This is a genomic window from Salmonella sp. A7 (genome assembly GCF_020181675.1).
Classification (GTDB): domain Bacteria; phylum Pseudomonadota; class Gammaproteobacteria; order Enterobacterales; family Enterobacteriaceae; genus Salmonella; species Salmonella enterica.
Map to the genome: position 1 here is coordinate 3,864,177 of NZ_CP084001.1, position 16,068 is coordinate 3,880,244.

Here is a 16,068-nt window from a genome sequence, read left to right on the forward strand (position 1 = left end):
ATCAAGGGGGAGATGAAAAAATTTTTTAATGACGAGAGGGCGCGATGGAAAACCAGACAGATAAATATTCATGAAATAAATTAAACAACGAATACCATTCACGGAAAAATTGTAATAAAAAGAAAAGATTACAAAACTGAATCGTTGCCATGAGCAGAGTATGATAGACGGTAATTGCTTATTGAACCCGTCAAAGAGAAATTCCATGCGATCTGTGTTAACGATTTCCGCCGGCCTGCTTTTCGGCCTGGCGTTAAGTAGCGTCGCGCACGCGAACGACCATAAAATACTGGGTGTTATTGCCATGCCCAGAAATGAAACGAACGATCTCGCGCTGAAAATTCCCGTCTGCCGCATCGTGAAGCGCATTCAACTCACGGCGGATCACGGCGACATCGAACTTAGCGGCGCATCCGTCTATTTTAAAACTGCGCGTAGCGCCAGCCAAAACCTGAACGTCCCTTCCTCAATCAAAGAGGGCCAGACGACAGGCTGGATCAATATTAATAGCGATAACGACAACAAACGCTGCGTATCAAAGATTACCTTCTCAGGTCATACGGTAAATTCTTCCGATATGGCGAGACTTAAAGTCATTGGCGACGATTAATCGCTGTTATTTCTATTCCAAAAGCCAGACTGAAAATGAACGTCACCTATTTACACGACGAGGATTTAGACTTTCTTCAGCATTGTAGCGAAGAACAACTCGCCGATTTCGCCCGTTTGCTGACGCATAACGAAAAGGGCAAGGCTCGCTTGTCAAGCGTCCTTAGTCATAACGAGCTGTTCAAAGCGATGGAAGGTCACCCGGAGCAACACCGCCGTAACTGGCAGCTCATTGCCGGCGAGTTTCAGCATTACGGCGGCGACAGTATCGCCAACAAATTGCGCGGACACGGAAAACAGTACCGCGCGATTCTGCTGGATGTCGCAAAACGGCTAAAACTCAAAGCAGATAAAAGCATGTCGACGTTTGAAATAGAACAGCAACTACTGGAGCATTTTTTACGTCATACCTGGCAGAAGATGGACGCGGCGCATAAGCAGGAATTTCTGCAAGCCGTAGACGCCAAAGTTTCTGAACTGGAAGAACTGCTGCCGCTGCTCATGAAAGATCGCCGTCTGGCAAAAGGGGTCTCCCACCTGCTTTCCACCCAGCTTACCCGCATTTTGCGTACCCATGCCGCAATGAGCATCCTGGGTCACGGATTACTGCGCGGCGCAGGTCTTGGCGGCCCGGTCGGCGCGGCGTTAAACGGCGTCAAAGCGATGAGCGGCAGCGCGTATCGCGTGACTATTCCGGCGGTGTTGCAAATAGCCTGCCTGCGACGAATGATGGCAGCCGTTCAGGCGTGAATGCCCTCACAGGGGGAAATATTTTCTTTTCCCCCTTATTAGATCATAGACAGTCCTCTTCCCCCTGATTATTATGCCGCGCCCCGAATACGGAACTCGTTATTCTGGGAAACTATTTCACCATTCAATTATGATGATTTTGAGGAATTATGGGCAACACTAAGTTGGCTAATCCGGCACCGCTGGGCCTGATGGGCTTCGGCATGACCACCATTCTGCTTAACCTGCACAATGCCGGTTTTTTCGCCCTGGACGGTATTATTCTGGCGATGGGGATTTTCTACGGCGGTATCGCGCAAATTTTTGCCGGTCTGCTGGAGTACAAAAAAGGCAATACCTTTGGTTTAACGGCCTTTACCTCTTACGGTTCGTTCTGGCTGACGCTGGTCGCTATCCTGCTGATGCCGAAAATGGGCCTGACGGATGCGCCTGACGCTCAGCTACTCGGCGCTTATTTAGGTCTGTGGGGCGTGTTCACGCTGTTTATGTTCTTCGGTACGCTGAAAGCCGCCCGCGCGCTGCAATTTGTTTTCCTGAGCCTGACCGTACTGTTCGCTCTGCTGGCGGTCGGCAATATCACCGGTAACGAAGCCATTATCCATATCGCAGGCTGGGTTGGTCTGGTTTGCGGCGCCAGCGCTATTTATCTGGCGATGGGTGAAGTGCTAAACGAGCAATTTGGCCGCACTATTCTGCCAATCGGCGAAGCGCACTAAATCTCTTTTATTCCTCCCGCACCGGGAGGAATAACCCTACTATCAGTATCTTCCGGTCAGGATGACATATTCTCACGTCTGGCGCTCTTCGGACGGAAAGCGGCAACCACTTCCGGCGCGGTTTCGACATACGGCCCGTCAAGCAGCTGTATGCAATACGGCACGCTCGCAAAAATGCCCGGCACGCTAACGCTGCCATCGTCCGCTTTTACGCCTTCCAGCGTTTCTTTGATCGATTTTGGCTGTCCAGGCAGATTAAGAATTAACGCCTGTTTACGGATAACGCCCACCTGGCGGGAAAGAATGGCTGTCGGCACAAAGCGCAGGCTGATCTGGCGCATCTGCTCGCCAAAACCTGGCATTTCACGGTCAGCGATGGCAAGGGTCGCGTCCGGCGTGACGTCGCGACGTGCCGGACCGGTACCGCCAGTGGTCAGCACCAGATGACAGCTCATCTCATCGACCAGTTCACACAACGTTTGCTCGATAATTTCCTGTTCATCAGGAATTAAGCGCCGTTGGACCTCGAAAGGCGTGGTCAGTGCAGAAGCGAGCCACTCCTCAAGCGCAGGAATGCCTTTATCCTGGTAAACGCCGCTTGAAGCGCGGTCGGAGATAGAAACTAAGCCAATACGTAAGGTATCCATAATTATTCCGTTAAAACAGTCTCGTTAAACAGAATGATACACTGCGAAGGGAAGGACAGACAGGTTTCAGAAGAGGTAGCGTGACCCATATCAGGGCCACGCGTTAATGATTACAGCAGATCGCCGATCATTTTTTCCAGTTTTTCCTGGTCTACCGCAAACTTACGGATACCATCCGCCAGTTTGTCAACCGCCATCGGATCCTGGTGATGCTGCCACAGGAACTCGGCTTCGGTAATGCGTTCCGGACGCGCTTTGACTTCGCCGGAGAAAGAGAGCTTACGCTCAATCGCCCCTTCGCTTTCCGCCAGTTCTTTCAGCAATGCCGGCGCGATAGTCAGACGGTCGCAGCCCGCCAGCTCCAGAATTTCGCCTACGTTACGGAAGCTTGCGCCCATAACGACGGTTTCGTAACCATGCTGTTTGTAGTACTCGTAGATTTCCGTTACGGAAACCACGCCCGGATCTTCAGCTGGCGCATAGTCTTTCTTGTCGGTATTGGCTTTATACCAGTCAAGAATACGACCTACGAACGGCGAGATCAGGTAGACGCCCGCTTCGGCGCACGCACGCGCCTGCGCGAAGGAGAACAGCAGCGTCAGGTTACAGTTGATGCCTTCTTTTTCCAGCTGTTCGGCTGCGCGAATGCCCTGCCAGGTGGACGCCAGCTTGATCAGGATACGATCGTTGCTGATACCCGCATCATTGTAGAGTTTAATGATACGTTTTGCTTTGGCGATAGACGCTTCAGTGTCATAAGACAGACGCGCGTCAACTTCGGTAGAAATACGCCCCGGCACCAGCTTTAGGATTTCCAGGCCAATATTCACCGCCAGCTTATCGGTCGCGTCAACAACCTGCTGCGCGCGGTTGCTGCTCTGCTGTTTCGCCCAGGCGACAGCATCGTCAATCAGCTTACGATATTCCGGGATTTGCGCTGCGTTAAGAATGAGAGAAGGGTTAGTTGTAGCATCCTGCGGCTGGTACAGCTTCATTGCCGCGATATCTCCGGTATCAGCCACTACGGTGGTGAACTGACGAAGGGAGGTCAATTTGTCCGTCATGATAGAGTTTCTCTTTAAACAGCTTGTTAGGGGATGTAACCGGTCTACCCTGATGATAACACGACGCACTCACAGCGCAACCGCCTACATGCACCTGGCTGCCCTTGTGCACTGTTTGCGTATCTGCCGACGGTTGATGCGCAATTAAAGGATACCGCCGTATTTATGGTAAACTGCCGTTAATATTAGTCTGACAAGGTCATCTACATCATGGGTCACGCTTATACAGGATTATCAAAGCGTGCCGGCATCAACAAGAGGGACGTTAATGCCTGAGTTTTTCAGTTTTATTAACGAAATACTCTGGGGCTCGGTAATGATTTACCTGCTGCTCGGCGCAGGATGTTGGTTTACCTGGCGTACCGGATTCATTCAGTTTCGTTATATTCGCCAATTTGGCCGCAGTCTGAAAGGCAGCCTTAGCCCGCAGCCAGGCGGCCTGACGTCATTTCAGGCGCTGTGTACCAGCCTCGCGGCGCGGATTGGCAGCGGTAATCTGGCCGGCGTGGCGCTGGCTATCGCCGCAGGCGGTCCCGGCGCGGTATTCTGGATGTGGGTCTCGGCCATCATTGGCATGGCGACCTCCTTCGCCGAGTGTTCGCTTGCCCAGCTTTATAAAGAACGTGACCCGACAGGCCAGTTCCGCGGCGGCCCGGCGTGGTATATGGCGCGCGGGCTGGGAATGCGCTGGATGGGCGTGGTTTTCGCCCTCTTTCTGCTCGTCGCCTACGGGTTGATTTTTAATAGCGTGCAGGCGAATGCCGTCTCACGCGCGCTCCATTTCGCCTTCAACATTCCGCCACTTATCTCCGGCATTGCTCTGGCGTTCTGTGCCCTGTTAATTATCATTCGCGGCATAAAAGGCGTCGCCCGCCTGATGCAATGGCTGATTCCCCTCATCGCGTTATTGTGGGTCGCCGGCAGCGTATTCATTTGCTTCTGGCATATTGAGCAAATGCCTGGCGTTATCGCCTCGATAGTCAAAAGCGCATTTGGCTGGCAGGAAGCCGCGGCAGGCGCAGCCGGATATACGCTCACTCAGGCTATTACCAGCGGTTTTCAGCGTGGGATGTTCTCTAATGAAGCGGGTATGGGGTCAACGCCTAATGCGGCCGCGGCGGCAACGTCGTATCCCCCTCACCCAGTCGCGCAGGGGATTGTGCAAATGATTGGCGTATTCAGCGACACCATTATCATCTGTACCGCCAGCGCGATGATTATCCTGCTGGCGGGGAATCACGCGTCCCACTCGTCAACAGAAGGCATTCAGCTTCTCCAACATGCAATGGTTTCGTTGACCGGTGAATGGGGCGCCAGTTTTGTCGCGCTTATCGTCATTCTGTTCGCGTTCAGTTCTATCGTCGCCAACTATATTTACGCTGAAAACAATCTGTTTTTTCTGCGGTTACATAACGCAAAGGCCATCTGGCTATTACGCCTTGCGACGCTTGGCATGGTTATCGCCGGTACGCTTATCAGTTTTCCGCTGATATGGCAGCTCGCTGACATGATCATGGCCTGTATGGCCATTACCAATCTGACGGCGATTTTGTTGCTCTCACCGGTGGTGTATACCCTCGCCAGCGATTATCTGCGACAACGGAAACTGGGCGTAAGACCGCAGTTCGATCCGCGGCGCTTCCCGGATATCGAACCACAACTGGCGCCAGATACCTGGGATGCGGCATCGCGCGATTAAGCCGACAATCGCAACCATCGGTCAACTCTGCGGCGTTTTTTTGCTAAAGTCGCAGAAAATTCCCTGCAAGGACTGGATATGCTGATTCTGATTTCACCTGCAAAAACGCTTGATTATCAAAGCCCGCTGGCCACGACCCGCTATACCCAGCCGGAGCTGTTGGATCACAGCCAGCAGCTTATTCAACAGGCCCGCCAGCTTTCGGCGCCGCAAATTTCCAGGCTGATGGGAATTAGCGACAAACTGGCGGATCTCAACGCCACGCGTTTTCATGACTGGCAGCCTCATTTTACGCCGGATAATGCACGCCAGGCGATTCTGGCGTTCAAAGGCGATGTTTATACCGGCCTACAGGCGGAAACGTTCAACGACGCGGATTTTGATTTTGCTCAACAGCATCTGCGTATGCTCTCTGGCTTGTATGGCGTATTGCGCCCGCTGGATTTAATGCAGCCTTATCGTCTGGAGATGGGGATTCGCCTGGAGAATCCGCGCGGCAAAGATCTTTATCAATTCTGGGGCGATATCATTACCGATAAGCTCAACGAAGCGCTTGAGGCGCAGGGCGATCGGGTGGTGGTGAATCTGGCCTCCGAGGAATATTTTAAATCGGTGAAGCCGAAGAAACTGAATGCCGAACTGATTAAGCCCGTGTTCCTTGATGAGAAAAACGGCAAGTTTAAGGTGATAAGCTTCTACGCCAAAAAAGCGCGCGGACTGATGAGCCGTTTTATTATTGAAAACCGCTTAACGAAGCCGGAACAGCTTACCGCGTTTGACCGTGAAGGGTATTTCTTTGATGAAGAAACCTCCACACAAGACGAGCTGGTCTTTAAACGCTACGAGCAGTAACGGCATCGCCGGATGGCGGTTACGCCTTATCCGGCCTACAAATCGACACCACCCCATAGGCCCGGTAAGCGACAGCGCCACCGGGCGCAATGGTTACTGGCGGGTCATCATCAGCTTACGCAGGGCGGCAAAATCCGCAGGCAAATGATGTGAAAGCAGCGGCAGGTCGGCGCGTTCGGCGAGCGCTTCAGGCAAGGCCAGAGTTTCTCCCAGAATGGACTCCACGCTTTCTTTAAACTTCGCCGGATGCGCCGTTCCGAGAAACAAGCCATACTCGCCAGGGTTTAACTGGTCGCGTAATGCCCGATACGCTACCGCCGCATGAGGTTCCGAGATATAACCTTTCGCTTTCAGCTCGCGCATCGTCTGCTGTGTCGTAGTATCATCCACCGCCGCATAGCCCAGCTCAGTCAGGCGCCAGATTTTACGGCGGAATAGCTCCTCCACGCGCGGCCAGTTATTCGGCTGGCTGACATCCATCGCATTCGACAGGGTCGCCTGCGTCGCTTTCGGCGCCCACTTCCCGTCATGCAGAAAACGCGGCACCGTGTCGTTGACGTTGGTAGCGGCGATAAAGCGTTTCACCGGCAGGCCTAACGACTTCGCCAGCAGTCCTGCCGTCAAATCGCCAAAGTTGCCGCTGGGGACGGAGATCACCAGTTGGTTACGCGCCCCCTGCGGCAGTTGCGCCACGGCTTCAAAGTAGTAGCAAATTTGCGCCAACAGGCGGCTGATATTAATTGAATTAGCCGAATTCAGCCCCAGCGCCGTTTTCAGTTCTTCGTCATCAAATGCCTGTTTCACCAGCGCCTGGCAAGCGTCGAAATCGCCGTCGATCGCCACGGTTTCAATGTTGCCGCCCAGAGTACAGAACAGTTTTTCCTGCAACGGACTGATTTTACCGCGCGGGTAGAGAATGACGACCCGCACATTTTCCAGGCCATAGAACGCGTGAGCCACCGCCGCGCCGGTATCACCTGACGTTGCGGTCAGAATCGTCACCGGTTTGTCGCCGCTGATATGCGTCAGCATTTGCGCCATAAAACGCCCGCCGAAGTCTTTAAAGGCCAGCGTCGGACCATGGAACAGCTCCAGGCAACCGACATCGCTTTCTACCTGCGCTACCGGCGCCGGGAACGCAAACGCCGCGCGGACGCGCTCTTCCAGAATTTGCTGCGGTATTTCATCGCCAATAAATGCCGAGAGGATCTTTGCGCTACGGCTGACAAAGTCCTGGTTGAGCATCTCATCAATTTCCGTCAGGCTAAACTCCGGCAGATCGTGCGGAAAAAAAAGTCCCTGCTGTTTGCCCAGTCCTTGCGTGACGGCCTGCGCAAAGCTGACCTGCTCATTATGGTCTTTCAGATTATAGAGTTTCATTGATTATCCCACTACTCGTGCGCCCGCCGTATCCAGCCGGCAAATATGAACGAAGCCTTCCTGATTTTGCAGATAATGTTTGCTCAGCCAGTCCGCGACGCGCTGCGCCGTCTCCGGTTTATCGCATAGCGCAAACAGCGTCGGCCCCGACCCGGAAATCCCGCTCGCCAGCGCGCCGATCTCCGACACCGCCTGCCGCGCCTGGCTAAAGCCCGGCAGTAAACGCGCGCGGTATGGTTCGGCAATAACATCTTTCATCAGCGCGGCGGCAAGCTGCGGCTGCCGCGAGTAACAGGCGTGAATAAAACCGGCCAGATGCCGTCCATGCGCAATGCAATCCTGACGGCGATACTGCGCAGGCAAAATGGCCCGTGCTTCTGCGGTGGAAACTTTAATGCCCGGATAAGCCAGTACCCATAGCCACTCATCAAAGCCCGGCACCTGCTGACTAATAATGCCGTTTTCTTCAATCATCAACTGCATACCGCCAAGAAAGCACGGCGCGACGTTATCGTAATGGATGCTGCCGGAGATACGGCCTTCCAGCTCGCCCATCAGCGCCAACAGACGCGTGTCGTTTAACGGTTTGCCGCAGTGCTCATTCATCGCGACCAGCGCGGCGACGACGGAACAGGCGCTGGACCCTAACCCGGAACCAATCGGCATATTTTTTTCCAGCGTCATCGCCACCGGGATGGTTTTCCCCAATGCCTGGCAAAAACGTTCCCAGCACTGATAAACAATATTTTCACGCGGCTCCGGCGGCAGTTTATCGGCAAATCGCCCCAGGTTATGCAGACGGAAATGGTCCGCTGCTTCAACGGATACCACATCGCCCAACAACGTGCCGTCAACGGGTGTGACGGCCGCGCCCAACACGTCGAAACCGACGCTCATGTTCGCGCTGGAAGCCGGGGCATACACTTTCACCATGTTAAACTCCTAACTTCCATGAGAGGGTCCGTAACAGATCGGCAAACACGCCCGCCGCCGTCACATCATTGCCTGCGCCGTAGCCGCGCAGCACCAACGGCAAGGGCTGATAATAGTGGCTGTAGAACGCCAGCGCGTTTTCACCGTTTTTCACTTTGAAGAGCGGATCGTTACCATCAACTTCGGCAATCTTCACGCGGCACACGCCATCCTCTTCGATATTGCCCACATAGCGCAATACCTTACCTTCATCACGAGCTTTTGCCACACGGGCGGCAAACGCATCGTCAAGCTGCGGCAGATGCGCCATAAAGGTGGTCACATCGCCGGAGGCGTCAAACCCGTCCGGCAACACCGGTTCAATCACAATATCGGAAAGCTCCAGCTCGCGGCCCGTCTCGCGGGCGAGGATCAACAGTTTACGCGCCACATCCATACCGGAAAGATCGTCGCGCGGATCGGGTTCGGTATAGCCCATTTCGCGCGCCAGAGCGGTCGCCTGTGAGAGACTCATCCCCTCTTCCAGTTTACCGAAAATAAAAGAGAGCGACCCGGAAAGAATGCCGGAAAATTTTTGCAGTTCATCACCCGCATTCAGCAGATTTTGCAGGTTTTCGATCACCGGCAAACCGGCACCGACGTTGGTGTCATACAAGAATTTGCGCCGTGATTGCGCGGCGGCGAAACGTAGCTGATGGTAGTAGTCCATCGACGAGGTGTTCGCTTTCTTGTTTGGCGTCACCACATGGAATCCTTCACGCAGGAAGTCGGCATACTGGTCGGCCACCGCCTGACTGGAGGTACAATCAACAATCACCGGATTGAGTAGATGATATTCTTTCACCAGGCGAATTAAGCGTCCCAGATTGAACGGCGCGTTCGCTTGCGCCAGTTCCGCCTGCCAGTTGTCAAGATTCAGGCCATGCACATTGGTTAGCAACGCCTTTGAGTTTGCCACGCCGCACACGCGTAGATCGATGTGCTTGTTCTTCAGCCAGGTTTGCTGACGTTTAAGCTGTTCCAGTAGCGCGCCGCCGACGCCGCCGACGCCAATGACAAACACTTCAATCACCTGATCGGTATTGAACAGCATCTGGTGCGTTACCCGCACGCCGGTGGTGGCATCGTCGTTATTCACCACCACAGAAATGGAACGCTCAGAAGATCCCTGAGCGATCGCCACGATATTGATATTAGCCCGCGCCAGCGCGGCGAAGAATTTCGCTGAAATGCCGCGTAGCGTGCGCATACCGTCGCCGACAACAGAGATAATCGCCAACCGCTCAGTAACCGCCAGCGGCTCCAGCAGCCCCTCTTTCAGCTCCAGATAGAACTCATCCTGCATCGCACGTCGGGCACGCGCGCAGTCACTCTGCGGCACACAGAAGCTGATGCTGTACTCAGAGGAGGACTGGGTAATGAGCACCACCGAGATCCCGGCGCGAGACATGGCGGCGAAAACACGCGCCGCCATCCCAATCATCCCTTTCATTCCCGGGCCGGAGACGCTAAACATCGCCATGTTGTTAAGGTTAGAGATCCCTTTAACCGGCAGATTATCATCGTCGCTGGATGCGCCGATCAGCGTTCCTGGCGCCTGCGGATTGCCGGTATTTTTAATCAGACAGGGGATCTGGAACTGGGCGATAGGCGTAATGGTGCGAGGGTGAAGGACTTTGGCGCCGAAGTAAGAGAGTTCCATCGCTTCCTGGTAGGACATCGATTTCAGCAGCCTGGCGTCCGGCACCTGACGTGGGTCACAGGTATACACGCCATCGACGTCAGTCCAGATTTCACAGCAGTCAGCGCGTAAACAGGCGGCCAGCACGGCGGCGGAATAGTCGGAACCATTACGGCCCAGCACCACCAGTTCACCCTTTTCATTACCGGCGGTAAAGCCCGCCATCAGGATCATGTGATCGGCTGGGATCTGGCTGGCGGCGATACGGCGAGTCGATTCCGCGATATCGACGGTAGATTCAAGGTAATGGCCCACCGCCAGCAATTTTTCTACCGGATCAATCACCGTGACGCGATGTCCACGCGCCTCCAGGAGTCCCGCCATAATCGCGATCGACATTTTTTCGCCACGGCAAATCAGCGCGGCGTTGATGCTATCCGGGCACTGACCCAGCAGGCTGATACCATGCAGAACATGTTTGATCTGAGCGAATTCTTGTTCGACAACCATTTTCAACCGTGCAAGCGGGAATCCCGGCTGCGCGCTGGCAAGTCCTGCGAGCAGGTCAGAAAAAATACGTTCGGCATCGCTGATATTCGGCAAAGCATCCTGGCCGCCGATAGTTTTTTCAATCATCGCCACCAGATGGTTGGTAATTTTCGCGGGGGCGGAAAGTACGGTCGCTACCTGCCCTTGCCTGGCATTGCTTTCCAGAATATCGGCAACACGCAGAAAACGTTCTGCATTTGCCACTGATGTACCGCCGAACTTCAACACTCGCATGGTTGTTACCTCGTGATCTCTGGTCGAAAAAAAAGCCCGCACCTGAACAGTGCGGGCTTTTTTCTGTGTTTCCTGTACGCGTCAGCCCGCACCGTTACCTGTGGTAATGGTGATGGTGGTAATGGTGGTGGTGCTGATGCGGTTCATGGATGTTGTGTACTCTGTCATTTTTATTTGTCTGTCTTGTATTCCTATATTGGTTAAAGTATCTGCCCGCCTAAGTCAATAAATTTTTAAATTGATCACATTCCGAAACTTGTTCATGTGCTGCTGGCGATATATTTATTTTCAACCAATTCCACCTGTTATGATCTCTTGCAACCAGACGTAATCTCTTATTATTTTAAAAATTACAGCACGTTATTTTGTTAGTTTTTTTTCAATATCATGGACCAAACGGTGCAACATTACCGTATCTCGCTGTCCCAGCAGGCCAATTCGCTGTTGTAGCCAGTCGGTTAATTTGTGGTCATCGGCCGCCTCCAGAGTCGTTAGCAGGCGTAAAAGGCGCGCGCGTAACGCCTGTAACTGCGATTCATCAGCAATATCAACGGATTCTGTGGTCTGTTGCATTAAACCTGCTAATTGATAGCAATACACCATGACTGCCTGTCCCAGATTGAGCGAAGGGTAATCCGCCGCCATCGGCACGCCGGTCAATACATCCGCCAGCGCCAGCTCGTCATTGGTCAGACCGGAATCCTCACGGCCAAAAACCAGCGCGGCATGACGCATCCAGCGTGATTTTTCCTGTAATAAGGGAACCAGTTCAGCGGGCGAAGCGTAGTAATGAAATTTTGCCCGGCTGCGGGCTGTCGTCGCTACGGTAAAATCCACATCGTGGAGTGCGTCGGCAAGGGTGTGGAAAACCTCAATATTATCAATAATATCTCCAGATCCATGTGCGACCCAACGGGTGGCGGGCTCCAGGTGCGCCTGGCTGTCGACAATACGCAGGTCAGTAAATCCCATGGTCTTCATAGCCCGGGCGGCTGCGCCGATATTTTCCGCTCTGGCGGGAGCGACAAGAACGATTGTTACACGCATTTCATTACTCTTTTTGACTAATTTACAGGAAATTAGCTGGCGTTTGTAAGCATATTACGCTTCGCAAATTTACAAAATTTTAACGGATATCACTGAAAAAGCATTTTTGATTTCGTAAAAGACGCTACACTATTGCGTATCTGTACTATTGCTGTTTATGTTAACAGAACATCGTTATCCTGCTGTTTATTTAGGATAATTTAATTTAAAATAGATCCTGCTCTTTGGATTCATCGCATTTATTAGTTGGCTTACGTAACTAGTTGGAATATTGCAAATTTGTGATGAAAGCTAGCATTTAGCTACGATGATTTCATCAAACTGTTAACGTGCTACAATTGAACTTGATATATGTCAACGAAGCGTAGTTTTATTAGGTGTCCGGTACGTCTTAGCCTGTTATGTTGCTGTTAAAATGGTTAGGATGACAGCCGTTTTTGACACTGTCGGGTCCAGAGGGAAAGTACCCACGACCAAGCTAATGATGTTGTTGACGTTGATGGAAAGTGCATCAAGAACGCAATTACGTACTTTAGTCATGTTACGCCGATCATGTTAATTTGCGACATGCATCAGGCAGGTCAGGGACTTTTGTACTTCCTGTTTCGATTTAGTTGGCAATTTAGGTAGCAAACATGCAGACCCCGCACATTCTTATCGTTGAAGACGAGTTGGTAACACGCAACACGTTGAAAAGTATTTTCGAAGCGGAAGGCTATGATGTATTCGAAGCGACAGATGGCGCGGAAATGCATCAGATCCTCTCTGAATATGACATCAACCTGGTGATCATGGATATCAATCTGCCAGGGAAAAACGGTCTCCTGTTAGCGCGTGAACTGCGTGAACAGGCTAACGTTGCGCTGATGTTCCTGACGGGCCGCGATAACGAAGTCGACAAAATTCTCGGCCTCGAAATCGGCGCGGATGATTACATCACCAAACCGTTTAACCCACGCGAATTGACCATCCGTGCCCGCAACCTGCTGTCCCGTACCATGAACCTGGGTACCGTCAGCGAAGAGCGTCGTAGCGTTGAAAGCTACAAGTTCAACGGTTGGGAACTGGATATCAACAGTCGTTCACTGATCGGCCCGGACGGCGAGCAGTATAAACTACCGCGCAGCGAGTTCCGCGCGATGCTTCACTTCTGCGAAAACCCTGGCAAAATTCAGTCGCGCGCAGAGCTGTTGAAGAAAATGACCGGGCGCGAGCTGAAGCCGCATGACCGTACTGTTGACGTTACCATTCGTCGTATTCGTAAGCATTTCGAATCCACGCCGGATACGCCGGAAATCATCGCCACCATTCACGGCGAAGGTTATCGCTTCTGCGGCGACCTGCAGGATTAATTCGGCCCAGGCGCCAAACTGTAAAAACAGCCGGTAAGTTATTCTTACTGGCTGTTTCTTATGCTCCCCTTCCGCTAAGCGGCCCCGCTTTCCCTCCTGACCTGCCGTTATGACGTACTCTTTTACATAAAAATTGTCATATAGCGCTGTTTATCTCAGCTTGCGAAAGTTAAGGTAGTTTGTGTATTAACATTAAAGAGTAATACACGGGATTTGTTGGTCCCCAAAAAATAAGGGGATGCTCACAGGACGTGAGGTTTCAAAGGATGAAAAAATCACCATTATGCTGCTACCTGTTTTGTGCAGCGATGTCAGCTTCATCAGCCGCGCTGGCTGCTACCGCGCCGGTCTCCGCAGGCGTTATTCATTTCAAAGGTCAGATTGTCGAATATGGTTGTAATCTTGCGCCTCACGATCGCAATATCGAGGTATCATGTTTGCGGAATAATATCCCCCATTTGCAGACAGTCGCCACACCGTCTGGAAACGCTATTTCGTTGATGAATGGAATCGCCACGGTACGGCACGTGTCGTTAAAAGATCATCCGGAGATTCAAAGCCTGATCGTCCAGTACCGCTAACCGCTTATGGCTCCCGCCGGGAGGAGTTCCGGCAGGCGGCGATTTCGCTCAGTAAAACGCCGCCCGCCTGCATTTTGTACTTTTCTCTCATTCGTATCCTCCAACAGCGATGTTCATCGCTTCGCTATCCTGTATGCTCTACGCGCTCGTTAAGCACTGTACCTATGATAGCTGTCATAAAATGATTGCAAATAAAATCATCACATTTACTATGGTTAACCTTACAAACAGCGTTGTCGCTCATGCATTGATAAGGTGAATACATTGACTTAAATATTCTTGTTGGCTATTTTAATTTACTTAATTATAATTTTAAGTGAATATTAAATTTATCTTTACCTTTTAATAGTCAACCACTTTATCAGCCATAATAATGGGGAAGATATGAAGCAGTTAAACGGCGGGAATGTGTATCGTCCCACAGGGAAAGAAAAAAACCTGCAAGCCATTTTAAATATTCATCGGCACGTTATTCAAAACATCTCCCCTGTCACTATTACGGCCGGTAAAACACTGGATATCAGGATTGATAATCAATCCCACATCCTGTTAATCACTAAAGGCGCTATTAAAGTATGTCGGCGTATCGACAGCATTGTAATGGGCTGCGGTGTCTCACCAATGATTTTAGGCCTTGTAGATGCCTATGCTGACTTATACCAGTTAGAAGAGAATTCAGACGTCTTTTTTATCGCCGAAACCACCTGTGAATATTATCCTGTCCCAGTAAAAGATTTTGTGGAAATAGCCGATGAAAAGCATCTCTGGCGTGACATTTCGAACATCCTGATGTACCGCATTGCTTTCATGACTAACCGTGACAGAAACCTTATCGGGCAGGACGCCTATAGCCAGATAAAAGCGCTGTTACTTGAACTGTGGTCGTATCCTGAAAGCTCACGATTTGAGATCAACGCCCAGAACTTCATACAGCAGAGAACCGGGCTTTCACGCAGCCGTATCATGCAGGTACTTTCAGAACTAAAAGCGGGGGACTATATAAAAATACTGCATGGAAGACTGTTAGAGCTTCGAAACCTGCCGGTTTCATTTTAAACGGACAAGCGTCGTATATTCTTAAAAATAAAGCCATGTAGAGTTAAATAAATCCCCCAGGAAATAATAACTATTATCAAAAAAGAGATCTTGCTCTATAAATCCAGTCATCAACCGTACTTCTTTAGTGGTACTTTATTAAACTTTGTTACCGGGTCCGAAACTGGACTGCCGTTCAATATTGCATCAGAATTTTTATTGAGTTCATAGTTGATATACGTAGAATAGCCGCCTGCTTATCTACAGAACAGAAAGAAGCGCATACAGAGTAAAATATAATATTTTATTTTATATAGCTATCTTTATTTTTCAGCGAATAGAATCAGGCAACAATTAATATGTTTAATAAGAAAATTATCATCCTGGCAATGTTAACTGCCGTAGCATCCACACCGGTATTTGCCCAGAACACGATTACGTTCAATGGCAAAATTTACGATCAGGCGTGTACGGTTCAGGTTAATGGCTCCACGGATACCACCATTGATTTAGGTAATTACAGCAAAGAACGCATCGCGGAAAAAGGCGCCACAACCGATTACGTGCCGTTTACCGTAAGCCTGGTTAGCTGCCCGGAAGCAGGGACTGGCGTACCAACCCAGGCCATGTTCCGCTTCCACGGCGCAACAGATGATTCCAACCCAACGTACTTCAAAAACGCGGACGAAGGATCGGAAACGGGCGCTGCGGGTGTCGGTATTTCTATTCAGAACGCTTCACATAGCGATGTGACAGATAACACGGATGATGCCGCAGTAAACCTGCCAACCGACGGCTCGAAAGCAGACTTTACCTATTACGCCGCCATGGCAAACGATGGTTCCACAACCGTAACCGGTGGGGATGTTAGCACTCAGGTTACGTATACCGTTTCGTATCAGTAAGGCATTCTCATCCTGATATGGACAGGCAGGATGC

General features: G+C 51.4%; 17 protein-coding genes and 1 other annotated feature. Of the genes, 9 read left to right on the forward strand and 8 right to left on the reverse strand.

Annotation, left to right across the window (positions count from 1 at the left end):
* The first annotated feature begins 205 nt into the window (after positions 1-205).
* The 3 genes from LCS67_RS18830 to satP all read left to right on the forward strand — a co-directional run bounded on the left by LCS67_RS18830 (position 206) and on the right by satP (position 2,075).
* Positions 206-610 carry a DUF2541 family protein gene (locus LCS67_RS18830; protein ID WP_001258082.1) on the forward strand — a complete coding sequence of 135 codons (405 nt, stop codon included), beginning with the start codon at positions 206-208 and terminating at the stop codon, positions 608-610.
* A 35-nt stretch (positions 611-645) separates the two neighbouring features.
* Positions 646-1,359, forward strand: a complete 714-nt coding sequence (gene msyB, locus LCS67_RS18835) for an acidic protein MsyB (protein ID WP_001103472.1) — start codon at positions 646-648, stop codon at positions 1,357-1,359.
* Positions 1,360-1,508: 149 nt separating this feature from the next.
* A complete protein-coding gene (satP, locus tag LCS67_RS18840; RefSeq protein WP_000528525.1) occupies positions 1,509-2,075 on the forward strand; it encodes an acetate uptake transporter in 567 nt (188 codons plus the stop codon).
* A 56-nt stretch (positions 2,076-2,131) separates the two neighbouring features.
* Here satP and mog read toward each other — a convergent pair whose 3' ends face one another.
* Entirely contained in the window at positions 2,132-2,722 is a 591-nt protein-coding gene (gene mog, locus LCS67_RS18845) for a molybdopterin adenylyltransferase (protein WP_000380373.1), read from the reverse strand.
* 110 nt (positions 2,723-2,832) lie between these two features.
* Positions 2,833-3,786 (reverse strand): transaldolase, encoded by a 954-nt coding sequence (gene tal / locus LCS67_RS18850; protein WP_000130179.1) that lies wholly within the window; start codon positions 3,784-3,786, stop codon positions 2,833-2,835.
* A 268-nt stretch (positions 3,787-4,054) separates the two neighbouring features.
* On the opposite strand from tal, the gene LCS67_RS18855 reads away from it, so the two are divergent.
* Together LCS67_RS18855 and yaaA are read left to right on the forward strand one after the other, a co-directional pair.
* Complete coding sequence (locus LCS67_RS18855; protein ID WP_001113801.1) at positions 4,055-5,485, forward strand: alanine/glycine:cation symporter family protein; 1,431 nt, start codon at positions 4,055-4,057, stop codon at positions 5,483-5,485.
* Positions 5,486-5,563: 78 nt separating this feature from the next.
* Complete coding sequence (yaaA, locus tag LCS67_RS18860; RefSeq protein WP_000906172.1) at positions 5,564-6,337, forward strand: peroxide stress protein YaaA; 774 nt, start codon at positions 5,564-5,566, stop codon at positions 6,335-6,337.
* A 93-nt stretch (positions 6,338-6,430) separates the two neighbouring features.
* Here the strand turns inward: yaaA and thrC are convergent, their stop codons facing one another.
* The 6 genes from thrC to yjjY form a co-directional block, all read right to left on the reverse strand.
* Entirely contained in the window at positions 6,431-7,717 is a 1,287-nt protein-coding gene (gene thrC, locus LCS67_RS18865; protein ID WP_000781105.1) for a threonine synthase, read from the reverse strand.
* A gap of 3 nt (positions 7,718-7,720) precedes the next feature.
* Entirely contained in the window at positions 7,721-8,650 is a 930-nt protein-coding gene (thrB, locus tag LCS67_RS18870) for a homoserine kinase (RefSeq protein ID WP_000241685.1), read from the reverse strand.
* Position 8,651: 1 nt separating this feature from the next.
* Positions 8,652-11,114 (reverse strand): bifunctional aspartate kinase/homoserine dehydrogenase I, encoded by a 2,463-nt coding sequence (gene thrA / locus LCS67_RS18875; RefSeq protein ID WP_001264680.1) that lies wholly within the window; start codon positions 11,112-11,114, stop codon positions 8,652-8,654.
* Between the two features lie 25 nt (positions 11,115-11,139).
* Positions 11,140-11,260 (reverse strand) — a sequence feature (Thr leader region).
* Complete coding sequence (gene thrL, locus LCS67_RS18880; protein ID WP_001575544.1) at positions 11,196-11,261, reverse strand: thr operon leader peptide; 66 nt, start codon at positions 11,259-11,261, stop codon at positions 11,196-11,198. It overlaps the preceding feature by 65 nt.
* 213 nt (positions 11,262-11,474) lie before the next feature.
* Positions 11,475-12,161 carry a tRNA/rRNA methyltransferase gene (locus LCS67_RS18885; protein ID WP_001266769.1) on the reverse strand — a complete coding sequence of 229 codons (687 nt, stop codon included), beginning with the start codon at positions 12,159-12,161 and terminating at the stop codon, positions 11,475-11,477.
* A 399-nt stretch (positions 12,162-12,560) separates the two neighbouring features.
* Positions 12,561-12,701 (reverse strand): protein YjjY, encoded by a 141-nt coding sequence (gene yjjY, locus LCS67_RS18890; protein WP_001541509.1) that lies wholly within the window; start codon positions 12,699-12,701, stop codon positions 12,561-12,563.
* 95 nt (positions 12,702-12,796) lie between these two features.
* Here yjjY and arcA point away from each other — a divergent pair, with 95 nt between their 5' ends.
* From arcA to LCS67_RS18910, 4 genes are all read left to right on the forward strand, one after another.
* On the forward strand, positions 12,797-13,513 hold the full coding sequence (arcA, locus tag LCS67_RS18895) for a two-component system response regulator ArcA (protein WP_001194359.1): 717 nt from the start codon (positions 12,797-12,799) through the stop codon (positions 13,511-13,513).
* Between the two features lie 266 nt (positions 13,514-13,779).
* On the forward strand, positions 13,780-14,094 hold the full coding sequence (locus LCS67_RS18900) for a hypothetical protein (protein ID WP_000749515.1): 315 nt from the start codon (positions 13,780-13,782) through the stop codon (positions 14,092-14,094).
* 384 nt (positions 14,095-14,478) lie between these two features.
* Positions 14,479-15,150, forward strand: coding sequence for a winged helix-turn-helix transcriptional regulator (locus tag LCS67_RS18905; protein WP_000811639.1), 672 nt, complete (start codon positions 14,479-14,481; stop codon positions 15,148-15,150).
* Between the two features lie 338 nt (positions 15,151-15,488).
* The gene (locus LCS67_RS18910) at positions 15,489-16,034 is read left to right on the forward strand and encodes a fimbrial protein (protein WP_000482237.1); all 546 of its coding nucleotides are present in this window, start codon (positions 15,489-15,491) and stop codon (positions 16,032-16,034) included.
* Positions 16,035-16,068: the final 34 nt, after the last annotated feature.